This window comes from Nocardia sp. NPDC050412 (assembly GCF_044458825.1).
Classification (GTDB): Bacteria; Actinomycetota; Actinomycetes; order Mycobacteriales; family Mycobacteriaceae; genus Nocardia.
Map to the genome: position 1 here is coordinate 588,161 of NZ_JBITIJ010000004.1, position 17,489 is coordinate 605,649.

Annotated in this window: 19 protein-coding genes; 10 read left to right on the plus strand and 9 right to left on the minus strand. The window is 66.6% G+C overall.

The window, feature by feature from the left end; all coding sequences use genetic code 11:
- The first annotated feature begins 64 nt into the window (after positions 1-64).
- Together ACIBI6_RS14120 and ACIBI6_RS14125 are read left to right on the plus strand one after the other, a co-directional pair.
- Complete coding sequence (locus tag ACIBI6_RS14120) at positions 65-946, plus strand: LysR family transcriptional regulator (protein ID WP_364344900.1); 882 nt, start codon at positions 65-67, stop codon at positions 944-946.
- Positions 947-1,049: 103 nt separating this feature from the next.
- Positions 1,050-1,580 (plus strand): phenolic acid decarboxylase, encoded by a 531-nt coding sequence (locus ACIBI6_RS14125; RefSeq protein WP_364344903.1) that lies wholly within the window; start codon positions 1,050-1,052, stop codon positions 1,578-1,580.
- Between the two features lie 355 nt (positions 1,581-1,935).
- Here the strand turns inward: ACIBI6_RS14125 and ACIBI6_RS14130 are convergent, their stop codons facing one another.
- Together ACIBI6_RS14130 and ACIBI6_RS14135 are read right to left on the minus strand one after the other, a co-directional pair.
- The gene (locus ACIBI6_RS14130) at positions 1,936-2,736 is read right to left on the minus strand and encodes a vancomycin high temperature exclusion protein (RefSeq protein WP_396956387.1); all 801 of its coding nucleotides are present in this window, start codon (positions 2,734-2,736) and stop codon (positions 1,936-1,938) included.
- A 24-nt stretch (positions 2,737-2,760) separates the two neighbouring features.
- The gene (locus ACIBI6_RS14135) at positions 2,761-3,780 is read right to left on the minus strand and encodes an ArsR/SmtB family transcription factor (protein ID WP_396956389.1); all 1,020 of its coding nucleotides are present in this window, start codon (positions 3,778-3,780) and stop codon (positions 2,761-2,763) included.
- Between the two features lie 389 nt (positions 3,781-4,169).
- Between ACIBI6_RS14135 and ACIBI6_RS14140 the strand changes: the two genes are divergently transcribed.
- Positions 4,170-4,562, plus strand: coding sequence for a cupredoxin domain-containing protein (locus ACIBI6_RS14140; RefSeq protein WP_396956391.1), 393 nt, complete (start codon positions 4,170-4,172; stop codon positions 4,560-4,562).
- 6 nt (positions 4,563-4,568) lie between these two features.
- On the opposite strand, the gene ACIBI6_RS14145 is transcribed toward ACIBI6_RS14140, so the two are convergent.
- Positions 4,569-5,156, minus strand: coding sequence for a hypothetical protein (locus ACIBI6_RS14145; protein ID WP_364344918.1), 588 nt, complete (start codon positions 5,154-5,156; stop codon positions 4,569-4,571).
- A gap of 133 nt (positions 5,157-5,289) precedes the next feature.
- Here ACIBI6_RS14145 and ACIBI6_RS14150 point away from each other — a divergent pair, with 133 nt between their 5' ends.
- From ACIBI6_RS14150 to ACIBI6_RS14180, 7 genes are all read left to right on the plus strand, one after another.
- Positions 5,290-5,448, plus strand: a complete 159-nt coding sequence (locus tag ACIBI6_RS14150) for a ribbon-helix-helix protein, CopG family (RefSeq protein ID WP_062985155.1) — start codon at positions 5,290-5,292, stop codon at positions 5,446-5,448.
- Between the two features lie 20 nt (positions 5,449-5,468).
- Complete coding sequence (locus tag ACIBI6_RS14155) at positions 5,469-5,813, plus strand: VOC family protein (RefSeq protein ID WP_364344922.1); 345 nt, start codon at positions 5,469-5,471, stop codon at positions 5,811-5,813.
- Positions 5,813-6,661, plus strand: a complete 849-nt coding sequence (locus ACIBI6_RS14160) for a class I SAM-dependent methyltransferase (RefSeq protein WP_396956394.1) — start codon at positions 5,813-5,815, stop codon at positions 6,659-6,661. Before ACIBI6_RS14155 ends, ACIBI6_RS14160 begins: the two co-directional genes overlap by 1 nt.
- Before the next feature lie 276 nt (positions 6,662-6,937).
- A complete protein-coding gene (locus tag ACIBI6_RS14165; protein ID WP_364344925.1) occupies positions 6,938-7,543 on the plus strand; it encodes an MspA family porin in 606 nt (201 codons plus the stop codon).
- Between the two features lie 35 nt (positions 7,544-7,578).
- Complete coding sequence (locus ACIBI6_RS14170) at positions 7,579-8,301, plus strand: MspA family porin (RefSeq protein ID WP_396956396.1); 723 nt, start codon at positions 7,579-7,581, stop codon at positions 8,299-8,301.
- Between the two features lie 130 nt (positions 8,302-8,431).
- The gene (locus ACIBI6_RS14175) at positions 8,432-8,881 is read left to right on the plus strand and encodes a hypothetical protein (RefSeq protein WP_396956398.1); all 450 of its coding nucleotides are present in this window, start codon (positions 8,432-8,434) and stop codon (positions 8,879-8,881) included.
- Between the two features lie 86 nt (positions 8,882-8,967).
- On the plus strand, positions 8,968-9,114 hold the full coding sequence (locus ACIBI6_RS14180; protein WP_396956400.1) for a hypothetical protein: 147 nt from the start codon (positions 8,968-8,970) through the stop codon (positions 9,112-9,114).
- A 400-nt stretch (positions 9,115-9,514) separates the two neighbouring features.
- Here the strand turns inward: ACIBI6_RS14180 and ACIBI6_RS14185 are convergent, their stop codons facing one another.
- The 6 genes from ACIBI6_RS14185 to ACIBI6_RS14210 all read right to left on the minus strand — a co-directional run bounded on the left by ACIBI6_RS14185 (position 9,515) and on the right by ACIBI6_RS14210 (position 17,484).
- Positions 9,515-11,338: a class I SAM-dependent methyltransferase gene (locus ACIBI6_RS14185; RefSeq protein ID WP_396956402.1), complete on the minus strand. Its 1,824-nt coding sequence runs from the start codon at positions 11,336-11,338 to the stop codon at positions 9,515-9,517.
- Complete coding sequence (locus ACIBI6_RS14190; protein ID WP_364344937.1) at positions 11,335-12,528, minus strand: nucleotide disphospho-sugar-binding domain-containing protein; 1,194 nt, start codon at positions 12,526-12,528, stop codon at positions 11,335-11,337. Before ACIBI6_RS14190 ends, ACIBI6_RS14185 begins: the two co-directional genes overlap by 4 nt.
- Entirely contained in the window at positions 12,525-14,390 is a 1,866-nt protein-coding gene (locus ACIBI6_RS14195; RefSeq protein ID WP_364344940.1) for a class I SAM-dependent methyltransferase, read from the minus strand. The genes ACIBI6_RS14190 and ACIBI6_RS14195 overlap by 4 nt, the downstream gene beginning before the upstream one ends.
- Before the next feature lie 64 nt (positions 14,391-14,454).
- The gene (locus ACIBI6_RS14200; RefSeq protein WP_396956405.1) at positions 14,455-15,516 is read right to left on the minus strand and encodes a hypothetical protein; all 1,062 of its coding nucleotides are present in this window, start codon (positions 15,514-15,516) and stop codon (positions 14,455-14,457) included.
- Positions 15,509-16,717: a nucleotide disphospho-sugar-binding domain-containing protein gene (locus ACIBI6_RS14205; protein ID WP_364344946.1), complete on the minus strand. Its 1,209-nt coding sequence runs from the start codon at positions 16,715-16,717 to the stop codon at positions 15,509-15,511. The genes ACIBI6_RS14200 and ACIBI6_RS14205 overlap by 8 nt, the downstream gene beginning before the upstream one ends.
- On the minus strand, positions 16,714-17,484 hold the full coding sequence (locus tag ACIBI6_RS14210; protein ID WP_396956407.1) for an alpha/beta fold hydrolase: 771 nt from the start codon (positions 17,482-17,484) through the stop codon (positions 16,714-16,716). Before ACIBI6_RS14210 ends, ACIBI6_RS14205 begins: the two co-directional genes overlap by 4 nt.
- Positions 17,485-17,489 lie beyond the last annotated feature (5 nt).

Consider the following 17,489-nt stretch of genomic DNA (forward strand, 5'->3'; position numbering starts at 1 on the left):
TCCACCGGCCGCGGCGCATACCGCGTTCGGAATATCCGAATGCTGCGGCGGTGTTGGCCAGGCCATGGAGTTACGTCAGCTGCGGACCTTCGAGGCCGTCGTGCGCCACCGCACGGTCACCGAGGCCGCGGTCGCACTCGAGCTCGCGCCGTCATCGGTGTCCCAGCAGATCCGCACACTCGAAACCGCGCTCGGGGTGACACTTTTCGTGCGCGATCCCAAGGGCATGCGGCTCACGCCCGCGGGTCAGCGGCTCACCGGATGGGCGCGGCGACTGCTCGAACAGGCCGAACAGGCGGTGCGCGACGTACGGGAGGAACGGCCCGTCCTGCGACTCGGCGCATTGGAAACCCTCGCGGGTGCGTATGTTCCGCAGGTGCTGGCGCGGCTGGCCGAGCGGCGGCCCGATATCGAGGTCGAGGTGCGCTCGGATCGGGCCCGCGACGGCCTACTCGCCGATGTGGTCGGCGGTGATCTCGATGCGGCACTGCTGCTGGATTCCGGTGGCGCCGTTGGCGATCTGGGTTTCCCGGCGCCCACCGAACCGCTGGCCTTCCTCGACCTTGATCGGGTGCCGCTCGCCCTGGTCGCCGCGCCGACGCATCCGCTGACGGCGCGGTCCGGCTTGACGCCCGCCGACCTCATCGATGAGCGGCTGCTGGTCAATGTGCCCGAATGCTCGTTCTGGATGGCGGGTGAAAAGGTGCTCGGCTCGGGTCCGCGGCGCGTCAAGGCCGGTGCGGTTCCGGTCATGCGGGCCTGGACCGAACACGGACTCGGCATATCCCTGCTGCCGGAATTCGCGGTCGCCGACGGACTCGCGCACGGCACGCTGGTTCGGTTGGACTTTCCGGTGCCCGATCTGAGTCTGCGGCTGGTGTGGCGGGCGGATCAGGAATCGCTGCCCGAGATGCGCGAGGTCCTCTACGCGGCCGCGCGGCCATGATTGCGCCGTTCCCGGCAAACCGGCCGCAATACCCGCGGCAATGATTAGGCTGCGAAGAAGACGCAGGTCCCGACCTCGTAGGTCAACCGAGAGGAGTCAGGCGATGAGCGCGCAGCGGTTGGCGACCACGCACTTGGCACTACACGGCGATCTGACCGGCATCCTCGGCAAACACCTCATCTACGCCTACGAGAACGGCTGGAAATACGAGTTGTACGTGCGCGATGCGCAGACGATCGAATCGCGAAGTCTGATGGGGCCGATGTTCGGGCGCTGGTCCAAGAATCAGGCGGCGAAGCTGGTCCAACTGAACGACGATATGTACAAAATCGCCTGGGTGGAGGCGACCGGAACCACCACCGTACTCATCGTTTGGCTCGGTGACCGTCGGGTGCACACCACCATCTCCTATCCGCAGTGGATGCTCGACTATCCCGACTGCACCCTTACCCGCTACGAGGAGAATCTCGACGCGATCATCGCCGAGCGCGACCGAGGACCGACCTACCCGCTGACCCTGGTCTCCGCATCCGGGCGCATCACCTTCCTGGAATCCCGGGATCTCGACGACGACACCGTGATCGACTGTCCGCCGCACAAACTTCCGCCGGGGTACGCCACGCGCACCAACTGAGCGTGTCAGGCGAGGTACACCGGAAATGCGGCCAGGTCGAAGTCGTCGGCATGCTGCCGTGCACCGCGGTATGGCTGATTCACCCGCAATCGGATGGGTACCGCTGTGCCCAGGAGGTATGCGCATGACTCGTCCCGTGCCACCGAATCCGAGCCCCATCCCGCCGACGCCGATTCCAGAGCCGGTGCCACCGACACCGATCCCGGATCCGGTACCACCGAAACCCGGCCCCGAACCGGTGCCCGGGCCCGAACCGTATCCGGAGCCGGAACCGATACCCGGTCCGGCGCCGCAACCGATTCCGCCGAGGCCTGGTCCCGACTCGGTGCCCGGTCCTGAACCGGTACCCGGCCCCTCACCGGATCCGATACCGCCGGTGCCCGGCCCCGTTCCGCACCCCGAGCCGGTACCACCACCGGACCCCGGCCCGACACCCGAGCCACCGATCCCCGATCCACGGCCGAGTCCTGATCCGATGCGACCGCCACCGATCCCGAATCCTGGCGGTCCGGTAGATCCGATGGATCCGGCGCTGCCGGACCCCCGGTAGCGCTCGGATCAGCGCGGCGACCGCTTTGGGTGCGGCCAACCATTCACGAATAGTGTTACGCACCAAGGTTTTTCGCCTACACTCGCAGTATGCCGTGACGCCGTGGCCATCGATGCCCGCGCCACGGCACAATGCGACCGCCCGTGGCAGATGCTGGTATTGGGTGACGATAATGGCGCGGTCGACACCGAACAGATTCTTGGCCCGCTCGCATGTAGCCCGGGTCGACAGCCCTGCGCCATCGCAGCGCACAACCGCCGGATCGATGCCGTGGTCGGCGAGATACTTTGTCATCGAAGCGATTTCGTCACCGGAAGTGCCCGCCGCATCACCGGACACCAGGATCTCGCGCACTTTTCCGGCCCGCAGCAGTTCGATCGCGACATCGAGTCGTCCACGCATATAGGCCATCGGCGCACCGTCGGGTCCGACCTTCGCGCCCGGCACGATCACCACCGGAGCCGACGGCGCGGCCGCGGCCATGGACCGATATCCGGCCGAGACCAGCCACAATCGGACATTGGCACCCGCGACGACCACCGCCGCTGACGCGACCAGACCGACACCCATCCGAAGCACTGTCTTCCGGTCGGTTATGAGCTGCACCCGCCCGACGATACTGGCGGGGCACTAGGCGATGCGCACCCCGCTGTCGAGATCACCGTCGAGCAATGCAATGCCCAAGGTGGTCGCCTGATGCCGCATCGCATTGCGGTGCCGCCAGCTCTCGATCAGCCCGGCCTCGCGCAATATCGATGCGTGTTCGCTCGCCGTCGCGGGTGAAATACCCAGTCGGCGAGCGAGTTCGGTCGTTGTGCAGCCCTCGGCGATCTCCTGGAGGGCGGCGGCGCGCGTCCGGCCGAGTAGTGCGCTCAGCGCCTCGTTGGTCGCGCGGGGACCCCAGGCCGTGGCGAAATCGGCGATATCACGTAGCACCGGAACCACCAGCGTCATCGGCGCGTCCTTATCGATGGTGGACTTCAGCAGCTTCGGTCCGGGCCAGATGAACAGCGAGGGAATGATGCTCAGGCCGCGCCCGTCGAGATGTTCGTCGTTGCATTCCATCGGGGTGAGCACCTCGAGCGCGGGCGCGCGCCACCGCGCGAAGGGTGCCAGTCCGGCGAAGAACCGTTCGACGCCCTCGGTCGCGATGCTGCGCGCCATCCGCTCGGCCGCCACCTCCAGATACGACTGCACATGCGCCCACCGACCGGCGAATGCCACCGCATGGAATGCCTCGACGGCGAGCGCGACATCGTGGCAGGCGGCGCTGTCGCGGTCGGACAGATGCCGCGTCCACGCGGGCAGCGGGTGGTCGGTCAGTGCCCGCCGGCGGCCTGCGTGCTCCACCTCGCGGCGGAGTTCGTCACGGGAGGCCAGATGCAATGCCTCGATCCCCGCCGATATCGACCGCGCACCACGGGTCGGTGTGATCAGGTCGACGAAGTGGTGCACGCCGGGGAAGATATCCGCGAGCACGCCGAAGTTGTCCGGCATCGCGCGCCGCACCTGCCCGCGCCAGCCGCTGTACAACGTCGCGTCGGTGCGTTGCACCACCCGGGTGGCCAGCATTGTTTCGCCCATCGCGCCGAGCGGCGCCCCGATCCGGATGCGCGTCAGATCCTCGGGTGTGCAGTAGATCCGCTTCATACGCTGCCCCGCATCGTGGTACCGAGGCACCTCACGGTACCCGCGATCACCGCGGTCCTCGCAGCATTACCGCGAGGACCGGATCCATGCTCAGGATTTGATCGGTGGCCGACTGCGTGGCCGTCCAACGAAACCAGCTCGGTCGCCACCGTTTCCGCCAACCGGTCACGCTCGGCCATCCCAGCATCAGGCCTACCGGCCGCGCCAATACATCGTTCACCATCGTCGACTCCTGAATCCGCACTGTTCAGCAGCCTAGGAATCGGCAGGCCGGACCCCCACCATGTTTCGGCCGTGGCCTAAACACCGCCGAGCACGGAGACATCACCAATCGTCAACTTGTTATAGCCGATGGGCATGGCAGCTCGAATTGTGGGCAGCCGGTCTAGGTGAACAGCACTCGAACCTCGCCGTGGCGACATCGAATCGCGATCGGTTTGCTCATCACCGCCTGGGCGGCAGGGTGCGGCTCCTCGCAGGAGAGCGCCGCACCCACGTGGTCCGGCCCCACGCCGATATCCGCGGTCACCATCACCATCGGACACGAGAACTACAGCGGCACACCCCCGATTGCACCGGGTGCGGCGCTCACGGTGGTCAACCACGATTCGGTGAAACACAGCATCACCAGCAAACGCCCGGGCCTGTTCGATCACGAGATCGGCCCGGGCCAGACCATCACCTTCACCGCGCCCGATGAAGTCGGCTCGCACCCCTTCTACTGCCGGTATCACGCGAACATGGAGGGCGCTTTGAGCGTGCGGAGGTCCATTTCGCCGTGACGCCGCCTACACGCAGTACTGGCAGGTCCCACTGGCAGGCAGCTGGATGAAGCACTGTTCGCACACCGGCGCGCGGACAGGCTCCGGCTTGGCCTCCTGCGCGGCGGTGCTCGCGGAGCGGCGGCCCGCGACCTTCGGCGTGAGCGGCGGGGCGGTCGGCTCGGCGGGCATGGCGGCACCATGATGCTCGTAGCACTGCCACCTGGCGTAGGAGGCGTGCAGCTCGAGGTCCTTCGGAATCGGCAACCCGGCCAGTTCCAGCACGTACTTGTAGGTGTCGCCGACGGTGTGGTTCGCCTGCACGCACAGCGAAGTCAGCGGTGGCTCGCCCGCATTGTGGCAACGCCGCGCGACCTTGCGCAGAATCGCCTCCATCCACGTCCGCGTCGGCGCACCCGTATGCACCCCGGACGTTTCCTGCACCCGCTCGGCCAACTCATCCACAGTGATGAAGTTCCCGTACCCCGTGGCGACCTCGGACAGCTCCGCATGTGCCGCAAAGGCCCATGCCACCGTCGCCTCCCGCAACGTCACCGGGACGCCGTCACCTGCCCGCCATGCCCCCGCCGTCGTGGATACCGAACTCTTGATCACCCGCTCAAGTTATCGCGCCGCCCCACGGCCCGCCGAATGCCCCCACATTCCGGCCCCTGATCAAGATCACCATGCATGGCTCTGCACACACGATGATCTTGTTACTAGCTTTCTAGAATGCTAGCATCGGTGTGTGGGTGACGAGGATGTGAAGCAGTTCAACGTGTATTTGCCGGTGGGATTGATCAAGCAGGTCAAGTTCCGGGCCATCGAGTCCGGGATGTCACTGTCGGCATTGGTCGCGGAGGCGCTGCGCGGATACCTCGACGACACCCACGATCAGCAACCGTGAGCGCGACAAGGAGAGACGATATGACGACGCAGGGTATCGAAGGCGTATTCGTCGAGACGCACAATTGGGGCAAGTCGGCGCGGTTCTTTCAGGCGCTCGGCTTCGAACCCGAATTCACCACCGACCACAACTCCGGACTGTTCCGCAATGGCGACGGTCCCTATGTATTCATCGCCGAGGTCCCACGCAGCCAGACCCCCCAGACACAACTCGTGCTGACGGTGACCGAACCGGATGCGTTCCGACCGAGCAGTGACGTCGAGGTGGTCACGCCGTTCGAGGAAACCCATTACGGGACAAAGGAAATGACGGTGCGCGACCCGGACGGACGGGTGTGGAGTCTGCAGGTCGGAAAGGTCGGCTGATGCAACAGGTCATCGGCCCCGAGAGCACGGCGGAGCGCGTGGCACTGTGGCGGGCTTTGCACGTCGAGATCGATCCGGCGCCGCATGTACTCGAAGACGAGATCGGGCTTCGGCTCATCGACCCCGACGCCGGATGGCGCGCCCGAGGGGATATGGATCCCGAGACGACGAGCCTGTCGCGCGCGTGCGTCGTGGCGCGCGCCCGATTCGTCGAGGATCTGGTGGTCGAGCAGGCGGCGCGCGGCGTCGACCAATACGTCATCCTCGGCGCCGGACTCGACACCTTCGCCCAGCGTCGACCCGAAATCGCTTCCGGCCTAACCGTATTCGAGGTCGATCAGCCGGGCCCACAGGCATGGAAACGGCAGCGGTTGGACGAACTCGGGTTCGGAATTCCGAAGTGGCTGCGGCTGGTTCCGGTCGATTTCGAGGCCGAATCCTGGTGGGACCGACTCACCTCGGCGGGCTTCGACCCGTCCCGTCGCGCGGTGGTCGCCGAAACCGGCGTCTCCATGTACCTCACACGCGAAGCGAATATTCAGACACTACAGCGGATCTCGGCCCTCGCACCCGGCTCCACCTTGGCCATGACCTTCCAACTGCCGCTGGACCTACTGGATGCGGAGGAACGCGCGATACGCCAGGCCGTGGAGAATGCCGCACGCGCAAGTGGAGTGCCATTCCTCAGCCTCTTCAGTCCCGATGAACTGATCGAGCTGGCCGAGGCAGCGGGTTTCGCATCGGCGCAACACATTTCGACGTCCATCCTGACCCAGCGCTACTTCGCCGACCGAACCGACGGCCTGCGTCCCCCGAGCGCGGAGCAGTTCCTGGTAGCGACGACTTAACAACCCCGGCATCGCGCATTCCGAAGCGGCCGAACCGATTCCGTGGAAACTCGCCATCGCCTACAGTGCCCGGCGCACCCCGTCCAATGCGGCGCGCACCGTCATCGACGCCTACGTCATCGCACCTGAACGCTGGATACGCCCCACCGGAACGCACCGTGATGGAAGTACCGCCCCGTCGCGTTCGACAGCAACCACAATGCTGATTCCCAGCTCACGCCCAGGTTTGCGTGCGAAGTTCTCCGGTAGCTGCTGGCGGGTTGAGGATGAGGTTTGATGAGGGTGATCGATGGCGTCGGCCGGTGGTCGGCCGGTATCAGCGTCGGGTTGGCGGTGCTGATGCTCGGAGGTGGGTTCGCGCAGGCGGACACGGTGGTGCCGCTGCCCGACGGCGAGCAAGCCTTGACGACCGCAACGGGTATTCCGGTGGATCTGACCAGGACCGGTGAGACCGCGATCATCTCCCAGTCCCTCGCCGCCAATGGCATGTCACGCACAGCGCAGCTGTCGGCGACCGCGTACGCGACGGCTCCGGGCGCGACAGCAGGCAGTTTGGAGACCGGCTATCTGATCGGCTGCCAGGCAGATCTGTCCGGCGGGCTGTCACTCGGCGGTGATGTCTACCTATCGCCCGGCTCGGTATCGCCGGAATTGACTCCGAGTATCAAACTGTTGCCCGGCGGCGTCGCCGTGGTGAAGTTCGGCACGAAGAAGCTCGACCCCGCGGCGGGTGCCGTCGGTATCGCCTACCGCAATCGCGGTGTCCAGCTGAGCGGGTGCGGCGGATACGCGCAGGCGCGCGCGTTCAGCTCCCTGACCGTGACCAACGACCAAGGGTCGGCCGAAGTGACTTTGTACGGCGACCCGTTCAGCGTCGGATGAGCGGCGTAATGCGATCGAATGAGAGGAACAGCGCGATGCGCCGTTCAGTCGGCGCCGCAATCATGACGTGCGCAGTCCTGCCCCTGGCACTGGTGACATCCGGTGCGGCACAAGCCGATACCTCCGTACCCCTGCCCGATGGCCACGACCAGTTCATCACTCGCGATGGCCTTGTCGTCGCGGTCGACCGCACTGGTGAACATGCGACGATCTCCGGGTCGATGGCCGCGAGCCCACTCTCCCGCAATGCGTGGGTTTCCGGTGTGACCTCGGTGCACATCACCGCACCCGCCGATATCACGGTCACCGGCGGTCGGATCGAGACCGGTTACCTCGTCGGCTGCCAGGTCGATCTCGGCAGTGGCACGCACGCGGACGGCAGCGGCGATACGCCGCCGCCGCAACCGAAAACCGACGCGCCCGCAGGTACCGACAACGGCGACGGTGGTGGCGGCGGGGGCAATGGCGGCATCACCGCCGGCGGGTACGCCGGTGGCACCGCAGGCGACTCAGGGATCTCGCCCTATGCCGACCCCTCCCTGAGCGTCCAGTTGAAGCCCGGCAAGGTAGCCACCAAGGAAATCGAGGACTACACCTTCACCGGCACATCGGGCATAACCCAGTACGTGGACCACACACTGTCGGTAGAAGGTTGCGCCGGCGCCGCCGAAGCTCGCGCCTACACCACGGTCACCGTGCACGACAATGTCATGGACGACTCCGAAACCCTATGGGGCCAACCCTTCGGCCTCGGCTGACATCATCGCGCGAGATTCACCGAAGCCAGTGTCGTGGATGCCAGCACTGTTCTGCGCGAACGGTCTTGGGGCGCAGGGAAGAACTGGTACCGTCGCACGGCATGACCAGCACCCACAACTGGGGGTATTGATGCGTTCGATCCGGTCCGTCACCGCTTTCTCTCTCTCCGCGATTACCGCAGCCGCCGTAATCGCCTCGGCCGCACCGGCTTCCGCTGACTCGAGCGGCGGCAAGTTCGCGACGATCTACGCACTGACCAACGGCCCGTGCGTCGCGATAGTCGACTCGTCGGTCAACGGCAATGCCTACCCGGGCATGGCCGCGTTCACCGTGTCCGCCCAGATGATCGGCGTCGGCCCCTGCTCGCTCGACATCACCCTGAACTACCGCAACGTCGACACCGGCGAAACCGGCAGCTTCACCGCACATGCCAATGGCCCCGGCTATTGGGGCAACAGCGGCTACTCAGCCTTGTTCAGCCCCGGCCACGACAATTTCGTCGGCAGCGTCACCCTCAGCGCGGCCCACTTCCCGGAGTCGGGCCAAGTCCAGTTCACCAATCACCCGTACCAGGGGTAGCGGGAGCCGTTCCGGACTTTCGGCGTCCGGCCGCTGAAGCCGGTATCGGTGAGTTTCCTTCCGGCCGAGGTCATCTCGAACATCCGATGGTCGCTGTCGACATGGGGATGACGACCATCCGCTACAACCAGGTGTCTGACGGCTGCTGCGGCGGCAACATTGGGCAACGCCAGAAGGCTGCCCAGCGCCAGTCGGCACAGTGGCGACAGAATGACATCGAACAGCAGAAATGACCCGGTACGACAAAATCCGGCCGGCCAGCTGGTCAGGGAGGGTGCGGGGTTTTCACCCTGGGGTGGGTGTCGCGCGATCCGTTCACAGACGAGGCTGGTTCGTGTATCGGCGCGCGATGGGTGAGATCTGCCGCTTCGTCGGTCGCAGCCTTGCCAAGAATCTTCGCCGCCGGCGCTCGTCCTGAATAGTCACCATAGGTGGCGATCGTTTTGACCCCTGGGACAACATCTCCCGCCCTGGGTGGCGGCACAGCACCGCTGGTCGGCGCCGATTCCATTCCGGTTGCACGACCGGGCGGTCCGCTGCGCGACGCGATTGCGCGCACAGTTCCTTGTCGAACGCCTGCCCGTCCGCCGTGAATGAGACCGACAGCTGAATACCCCCGTGGGTGGACTTCTTTCAGTCTCTGCGGGCCAGCAGTCGATAGCAGTTACTCCCGCTTCCATCGCGCAGCGCCGCCTTGATCGCCTGGTCGACAACCCCGCCTGCGAGGATGACCGGCGCTCCCACTATCCAGGTCCCAACGCGCCGCAGCCGACGGAAACGGGTCGCGGCGAACGGTGACCACGTAGACAGGTCCGGCATGAGCGTGGCGACTCGGAAGAGAGCGGATCCGCTGAAGTCCAAAGGCATCTGAGCTTGTGCACGTTGTTCGGCCACGGAAGTGAAACCCCGTGCGGCCAAAGCCGTTCGGAGGTTGGCGAGCGGGAAGAGGTGCTGGTGCTGCGGCTGCGACCAGCCCGGCCAGTACCGCCCGAGCAGCCGCGCCAGCGGCCACTCGGGGTCGGGAACCTCGATGAGCAGGTAGCCACCGGGCGGCAACACCCGCGCCGCGGCATCGAGCTCGGCGAAGGGTTCGCGCGTGTGCTCCAAGTAGTGGTGCATGCTGACCACGTCGTAGCGCCCAGCCAACTCCTCTGCCAGCTCGGGAAAGAACCCGCGAAAGCCGCGACAGACCCAGCCGCGCTGCTGCGCACGCTCGATATTCACGCTCATGTCCAGCCCATCGAAGACCGTCTCCGGCCACACCTCGCGAGCGGCATTGCAGAAGTGGGCCTGCCCCGTGCCGACATCCAGCCAGCGCTCGGGTGTGGTGAACGGAGCCAACATCACCGCCCGATCCCGATAGACCGGCGCCGTCACCGTAAAGCTGAAATCCGCCATCGCCGCACCGGAACCGTCGAAAAAGTCGCGGTAGTAGAACTCCAAGCCGGCCACAGACAGCCGCGGATTCTGGAAAACATGGCCACACTCCAGGCACTTGTCCAGCCGAAAGATTCCGGGCTTACGCTGACTGAAGTCCGGCGATTCGACCCATTTCCTCAGCACATGACCGCCACACCACGGGCAGGTCTCTCGACGTGTCTCGAAGAATCGCGCCGTGCCGAACGCGAGATCCCGCGCGTAACGTTGCCTGGCAGCGGCGGCCCCTGCGCGCTCCCGCTCCTGTTCCGGCGAGCGCCACTTGCCCGAGGTCGTCCTGATCCAGGTGTAGGGCTCACGCACTGGCCGCAGCCAAGCCCATGCGAGGTCCCGGGGACGGAGCGGGCCACCGGCCACGACGAGATAGGGCTGGACACAGTACATCAGTACCGCCGCAGCACCCCAGCCACGATGGGCGCAGAACCCGGCAGCCAGTAGCGCGTATCGAACCACGAGGGGGGCCAACGCCCACACCCCAGGAAATCCGGTGGCTTCCAGAGCGGCTCGCCGCTTGCCGAGGTCGACATCAACCGCCGCGAGGTGGGCTGCCACCACCAGATCCGAGTCCGAGGGGGCGCATCGTTTTGCCTCGGCGGTGAACTCGGTGATCTCCACCGGATCCAGGTCGGCGATCTTGTTGAACTTCGCTCGCTCCAGAACCGCGGGCTGGACTGCCAGGGCATGCGCTGCACCGCGTCCGGGACGCAACCGTGCGCTGCGGTAGGTTGCGGGATCCACTACGCGGGCCAGATCCAGCGCGGCTTCGACAGGCAGGTCCGCTGGCACGAGATCAAGCACCGCCACCCCGTGTTTGCGTGCATAAGCGGCCGCCGAGCGCTGGACGGCGTCGTCCAGAGCGACTCCTTCCGCAGTAACGAAACGCAGCCCCTCGCCGACCGGCTCGTCAGCCGGCGCTAAGGTCCGCAACGCGGATAACCGGCGGCGCAGCCGCCACCCGTTGCACATCAGCCCACCGGTAACCAGCAACGGCAACACTGTGCGCAGTCGCGGGCGGCTCATACCAATTTCTCCAGGCAGTCGGCCGCGGCCACGGACCCACCGGCGGCCGCGAAGGAGGCTTGCACCCGTAACGCCGCCCGGCGGTACGACGGATCGTCCAGGACCGTCAATATCGCCTCGCACAGCTCGGCGGCCCGCACCCGGCCGAACTTCACCCTGATCCCGGCCCCAGCGGCCTCGACCTGCCCCGCGACGACCGGGTTGTCATCGCGGATCGGGGCTACCACCAGCGGCACGCCAAAAGCGAGGGCCTCGCAGGTCGTGGTATGCCCGGCGTGACACACCACGACATCGAGATGTGGCAGCAGTTCCAGATAGGGCACGAAGTCGCGCACCAGCACGTCCGCCTTGGACGAGTCGATCGCCCCTGGTGGGGCGACCACTATCAGCTGGATTCGATCCGTCACGGATTCCACCGCCTCGATCGCCGTGGAAAGAAAGCGCTGCCCTACGTCGCCGGCGACGGTCCCGAGCGTTAGAAACACATGTTGGCGGGCAGGGTCGAGGCGATCCCAGGGGAAGTCACCGCCACGCGGATAGATCGAGGGTCCGACAAACCGGTAGTGGCCGGGGAACCGCTCGAGCGGGCCGACGAGCGCCGCCGTCGTGAAGGCGAGCACTAGGTGCTCGGAGAAGCGCAGGTCACCCGCCTCGGAAGTGTCCACACCCAGACCATCGAATCGGCGCATAAAGCCGTTCACGCGCTCGGTGACCCAGGCCTGCAGTTTGGGCCCAGGGGCGTCGACCAGCTCAGCGGACATGATCGCCAAGGTCGCCCATGGCAGGCGACGGGCGTGGGCGACGAGCGCGCCGGCGAGGGTGTGCTGATCCACAGCCACCACGTCGGGGCAGAAGTCATCAACCGCGGCCTCGACACCCGGCACCATCGAGGTGGCGAGCGGGATCAGAAACTCCTCCCACAGGAACCGGAACGCCGCAGGCCCACGCATCCCGCGGCGACGACTCTGCATCGACTCCCCCCACTGCCGCGACCCCACCGGTTCGGGGGATCCGCTGTCCGGGTAACCCACCTCGATCGCGCGGGCCCCCGGCGGCAGCATGGGGCTGATGTGTTCGAGGTGGCCGACCCAGGCGACGTCGTGGCCGCGAGCGACCAACTCCGCGCCGACCGCCGCAGTCGGGTGGACGTGGGCGGCGAGCGGAGGCACAACGAACAGAAACCGACTCACGGGGCACCTTCTTCCGCCGCTGGGGGTATTTCGGCCGGACCGTGCCCTTCGTCCATCCGGGCGAGCACTCGGTAGGCATCGCCGCGACCCGTATGGCGGGTCACTCCGTCGAGGATCTGGTCGGCCACGAAGCCGACGACGACCAGCGGCGAGCCCGCTAGCCAAATGCCGGCCTGCCAGAGTCGACGCGGGAGCGTCGCAGAGGATTGTGACCATGGATAGTCCACCTGCGGCATGAGATCCCGCAGGAACAGCCCGACGGCGAGAGTGAGGCCGACGCCCATGTGCGCTCGGCCGTGCTCCTCGGCGACGGTCGTGAACCCCCGTTCGGCCAAGGTCCGCTCGAGGTTCGCGACCGGGAACATGTGCAGGTGTTGCGGCTGGAACCAGGGCAGCCAGTACCGTCCGAGGAGCCGAGCCAATGGCCACTCGGGATCGGGCACCTCGATCAGGAGGTAGCCGCCGGGCCGCAGTATTCGGGCCGCCGCATCCAGCTCGGCCAATGGCTCGCGCGTGTGCTCCAAGTAGTGGTGCATGCTCACTACGTCGTACCGACCCGCCAACTGCTCGATCAGCTCGGGGAACTGTCCCCGGTAGCCCCGCGAGACCCAACCCCGCCGCTCAGCCTCCTCGATGCTGTTCGACATATCCAGCCCATCGAACAGCGTTTGAGGCCAGACCACGCGGGCGGCGGCGCAGAAGTGGCCGTGGCCGGTGCCGACATCCAACCACGACTTGGGCGTGGTGAACGGCGCGAGCATCGTGGCCCGAGCCTGATAAACGCCCCTCGGATAGGGGTGCTCGAAGGCCGCCTCTTGCAACTCCGCGCCGAGGCCGTCGTAAAAATCGCGGTAGTAGAACTCCAGCCCAGCTGCGGTCAGCCTCGGGTTCTGGAAGATGTGCCCGCATTGCCGGCACTGCTCCAGGGTGAACCGTCCCGGCTTGTGCTGAAGGAGATCGGGCGTGGCCACCCGGACCGACAGGTCGGTCCCGCCGCACCAGGGACAGCTGATCCGGCGGGATTCGAAGAATCGCTCGATCCCGGCAGCTAGCTCGGCGGCGTACACCGGCCGGCGATCGGCTGCCAGCGCGCGTCTGGCCATGGCCTGGGGCGCGGGACCTCGCAGAGCACGCCACCATCGCCGCGGAGCAAGTACCGAACGCACCAGTACCGCACGGTGCAGATCGGGTGGGGCAAGGGGGTGGTGCCGGCCTGCGAAAACAAGGTAGGGCTGGAGACAGAACATTGCGGCGGCAATCAAGCCCCGGGCCGGATTTACCAGAACGCTCAGAGCCAAAGCGGCGTACTGAACACCCGGCAGTGCCAAGCGGACCTGGTGCTCGAACGGGAAGAGCACCCGCAGGAGTGCGCGGCCCTTGTCGGTCCGTTCGGGCAGCGCCCGCAGACCCGGCGCAACCACTACCTCGGTTGAGTCATAGGCCTGCCGTTTCAGGAGAATCGTGATCCGGGCCAGCTCGGTCAGCTCCAGCTCATCGAACTGCGCAACGCCCGCACGTTGGAGAACAGCCCGGTCGGCGAGAATCGCGTGATGGGCCCCTCGCCCCAGCGCGAACGCGTCGCCCCGGAAAGTAGCTGGGTTGATCCGCCGTCCCAAGTCCATCGCCAGGTCAACCGACAGATTCGCCGGAACCAGGTCGACGACGTCCAACCCGTGCAAGCGCGCGAAGGCGCTCGCGGCCCGCCTGGTGGCCTCGTCCAGCTCCACACCTGTTGCGGTGAGGAAACTGTGGCCATCCGCAACTGGTTCCGTGGCCGGCTCCAGCACGGCCAGGCGGCGCAGGCGCCGGCGAAGCCGGACACCGTTGACGAGAACTCCGGTCGCGAACAGCGGGGGAAACATATCGGCCCAACGCCTTCGACCCCTTACGAGCGAATTCATGTCGGGTGCCCCTTCCAGTGTTACCTCAGGCGACGCGCCGCGCGCGTCGTGCGGTGGCGGTGGATAGCGACCGCGGTGGCGGCCGGCCCCACCGGCGAAATGCGTGCGCTACCGCCGATCGGACCGCGCCGACCTGCTCGATAGGCACCAGCGCGATCACCGGGAGGCCGGTTTCCTCGATGACCATGCGGGCACCGAGCGCCCCCGCCTCCAGCACGGCAGCCACCACCAGGTCCTGCTCAGGACTGCTCCACCCCGCATGCCGAAGGACGTCGTGTGCAGCGGTGAGCAGCGGTCCAAGGCCTCGCACGTCACCGGCGCGCAGCAGCGCTCCCGCCTGATCAGGCAGGCTGCGGCCACCGGCGTCGATCCGGGTCATCGCGGCGAAATCGCCCTCACCGAGGTGTCGGCGCACTCGGGTATCGACAATCAGCAGCCGAAGCCCCGCATCCCTCAACTCCAAAGTGAGGCGGTCCAGCGAGCCGCCGCGGCTGTCGCAGGCGAGCGCCTCACCACCGCCCAACAGCAGCGACGCGGCCACCAGTCCCGGCGCTGCGACGGCAACCGAGAATGCGTGGAGCCCGTCGCTGACCAGGTCGATCAGATCGGTGTCGGAAATTTCGAGTCCACACAGGTCGCGCAGGGCAAGTCCAGTCGCGCACGCCGCCGCCACCGGCACCGCCGGTCCGCTGCCGCGCGGAAGGTCGGTCTGGACGGTGATCGCCGCACCGCCCAGCGAATACCCGGACTCGCGAAATGCCCACACGACGGCCAGTGGTTCGACCGCCCAGTCCGGACCCGATGCGACCCCGCGGCCGGGCGAGTAGCTCGCGAAGTCCACCGAGGCCCGCTCGGCCAACCGGCTGAGCGATCGCAATTCGACGGTGTCGCCATCTCGTGGTTCGACGGCCACGATCGCACCCCACTCGGTCGCGGTCGCAACTGACCCGCCATTGTCGCTCAGCAAAGGGACAGCACCTGGCGCCTGCCAGATCCCGGCAGGATTCCGACCGTGGAGTTTCTGGTAGAAGTGCGCAACGAGCCGCAGGTCGAGGGCCGCATCCAGCTGCGAAACCAAGTCAGCCATGGTTACCTCCATGCCGCGCCTGGGCAAGCGAACGGTCCGCCAACTTCGCCAAGTGATCGGCCGCCGCCACGGCGCCACCGGCCGCTTCGAACGACGCCTGTACCTGCCGGGCAGCCGACCGGTAGGCCGGGTTGTCGAGCACCGCGCGGATGGCCTCGCGAAGCTCCGGCGTCCGCACATGTGCGAACCTCACCTGGACCCCCGCACCGGCGCACTCGATCTGTGCGGCGACGACGGGCTGGTCATCGCGGATCGGTGCAACGACCACTGGCAGGCCGTGCGCCAGTGCCTCGCAGACCGTGTTGTGACCACCGTGGCAGACGACGGCGTCAACCTTGGCGAGCAGCGACAACTGGGGTACGTACTCCCGAACCAAGACGTGCGGCGGGACCGAGCCGATCAGCGCCGGCGGAGCCGCGATGATCAGCTGCAATCGGTCCGCTTCATCGGCGACCGCGTCTACCAGCGTGCGGAAGAAGCGCCCGCCGGCTCCGGCATTCAGCGTGCCCAGCGACGCCAACACCGTGCGGCGCACCGGATCGAGCCAGTCCCAGGGGAAGGCCACATCCCGCAGCGTGGTGTTCAGAACCGGTCCCGGGAAGACGAAGTGTCCGGGAATACCGTCGCGTCGGCCGATCAGCGCCGTGGTCGAGTAGATCATGACCAGGTAGTCCGACCAGCGGAGATCAACTGGGTCGGTGACGCCGTGAGCGCGCTGGAAAGCTGCCATGCACTCGATCACCCACGACTCGACCTTGGGCATAGCGGCGAGCGGCCGGGTCAGCTCGGATGAGGTGGTCACCGAGGTCGCCCACGGCAACCCGGCCCGGCGTGCGGCTAGCGCACCCGAAAGCGCCTGCTGATCGGACACGATGACGTCCGGGACGAACGTGTCGATCGCGGCACCGACCGCGGGCAGCATCACGTGTCCGAGTGGAATCAAGAACTCTTCCCAGAAGAACTTGAGCTCCGCGATACCACGCAGTCGCAGCCAGCGCTCATGGAAGGCGCGCAGCCGTTCCTCGGATACCGCGTCCGCGACCGGGAAAATCCGGGTACCCGCCGGCAGCAGCGGTTCGAGGGCTACCCGGTGGCCGACCCAGGCCACTTCGTGGCCGCGTTCGGCAAGTTCTACCGAGATGGCCGCCGTTGGGTTGATATGCCCGGCCAGCGGCGGGACGACGAAGAGGAAGCGGCTCATCGTTGTGCACCCGCGTGCGAACCCAGCCAGGACACCACTACCTCGCCCAGCGGGTCGGACGCCTCCCGTAACAGAGTGTGGGCCAGCCCAGGCAACACCTTCACCGTGCAATCCGGGACCTGACCGGCCAGCTCGCGTGCAGCGCCGATCATGTCGGAACGCTCGCCGAACACCGCCAACACCGGACAGCTGATTTCGCCCAGCCGGACCGGGTCGACCACCGGCGCGGCGGCGAGGTCCTCGATCAGTGTCGTCTCGTTGAGCAGCGCGTTGATGCCGATGGCTTGCCTAGCCAACTTGCGCCATCCCACGGCGGCGCACTGTTCGCCGATCCGTTCGTGCTCATATTGCAGGCCAGCAACACTGAGCGTGTTGATCATGCGTTCCAGCCACTCACCGACGATCTCGCCGGCGAATCCGGCATCGATCAGTACCAGACCCGCTACGCGGTCGGGCCGAGCCAGCGCCGCATGCCCGGCGAGAATTCCGCCGTAGCTGTTGCCGATCAGGACAACCGGATCGTGGATATCCAGGGCGTCGAGGATCGCAAACAAATCCGCCACGGCGTCTTCGAGGCGATAGCCTTCCGGGGGCCGCTCCGACAGGCCCTGACCACGCTGGTCGTAAAGGATCACCTCGACGCCGGCCTTGGCAACCGGGTCAGCAAGTGTGTAGTAGAAGCTCGACAGGTCGTCGACGGCGAGCCCGTGCAGGCATACGGCCGTGTGATCGCCCGGGGTGTGCCGACGCCCCGCCGCCGATGCCACCCGCT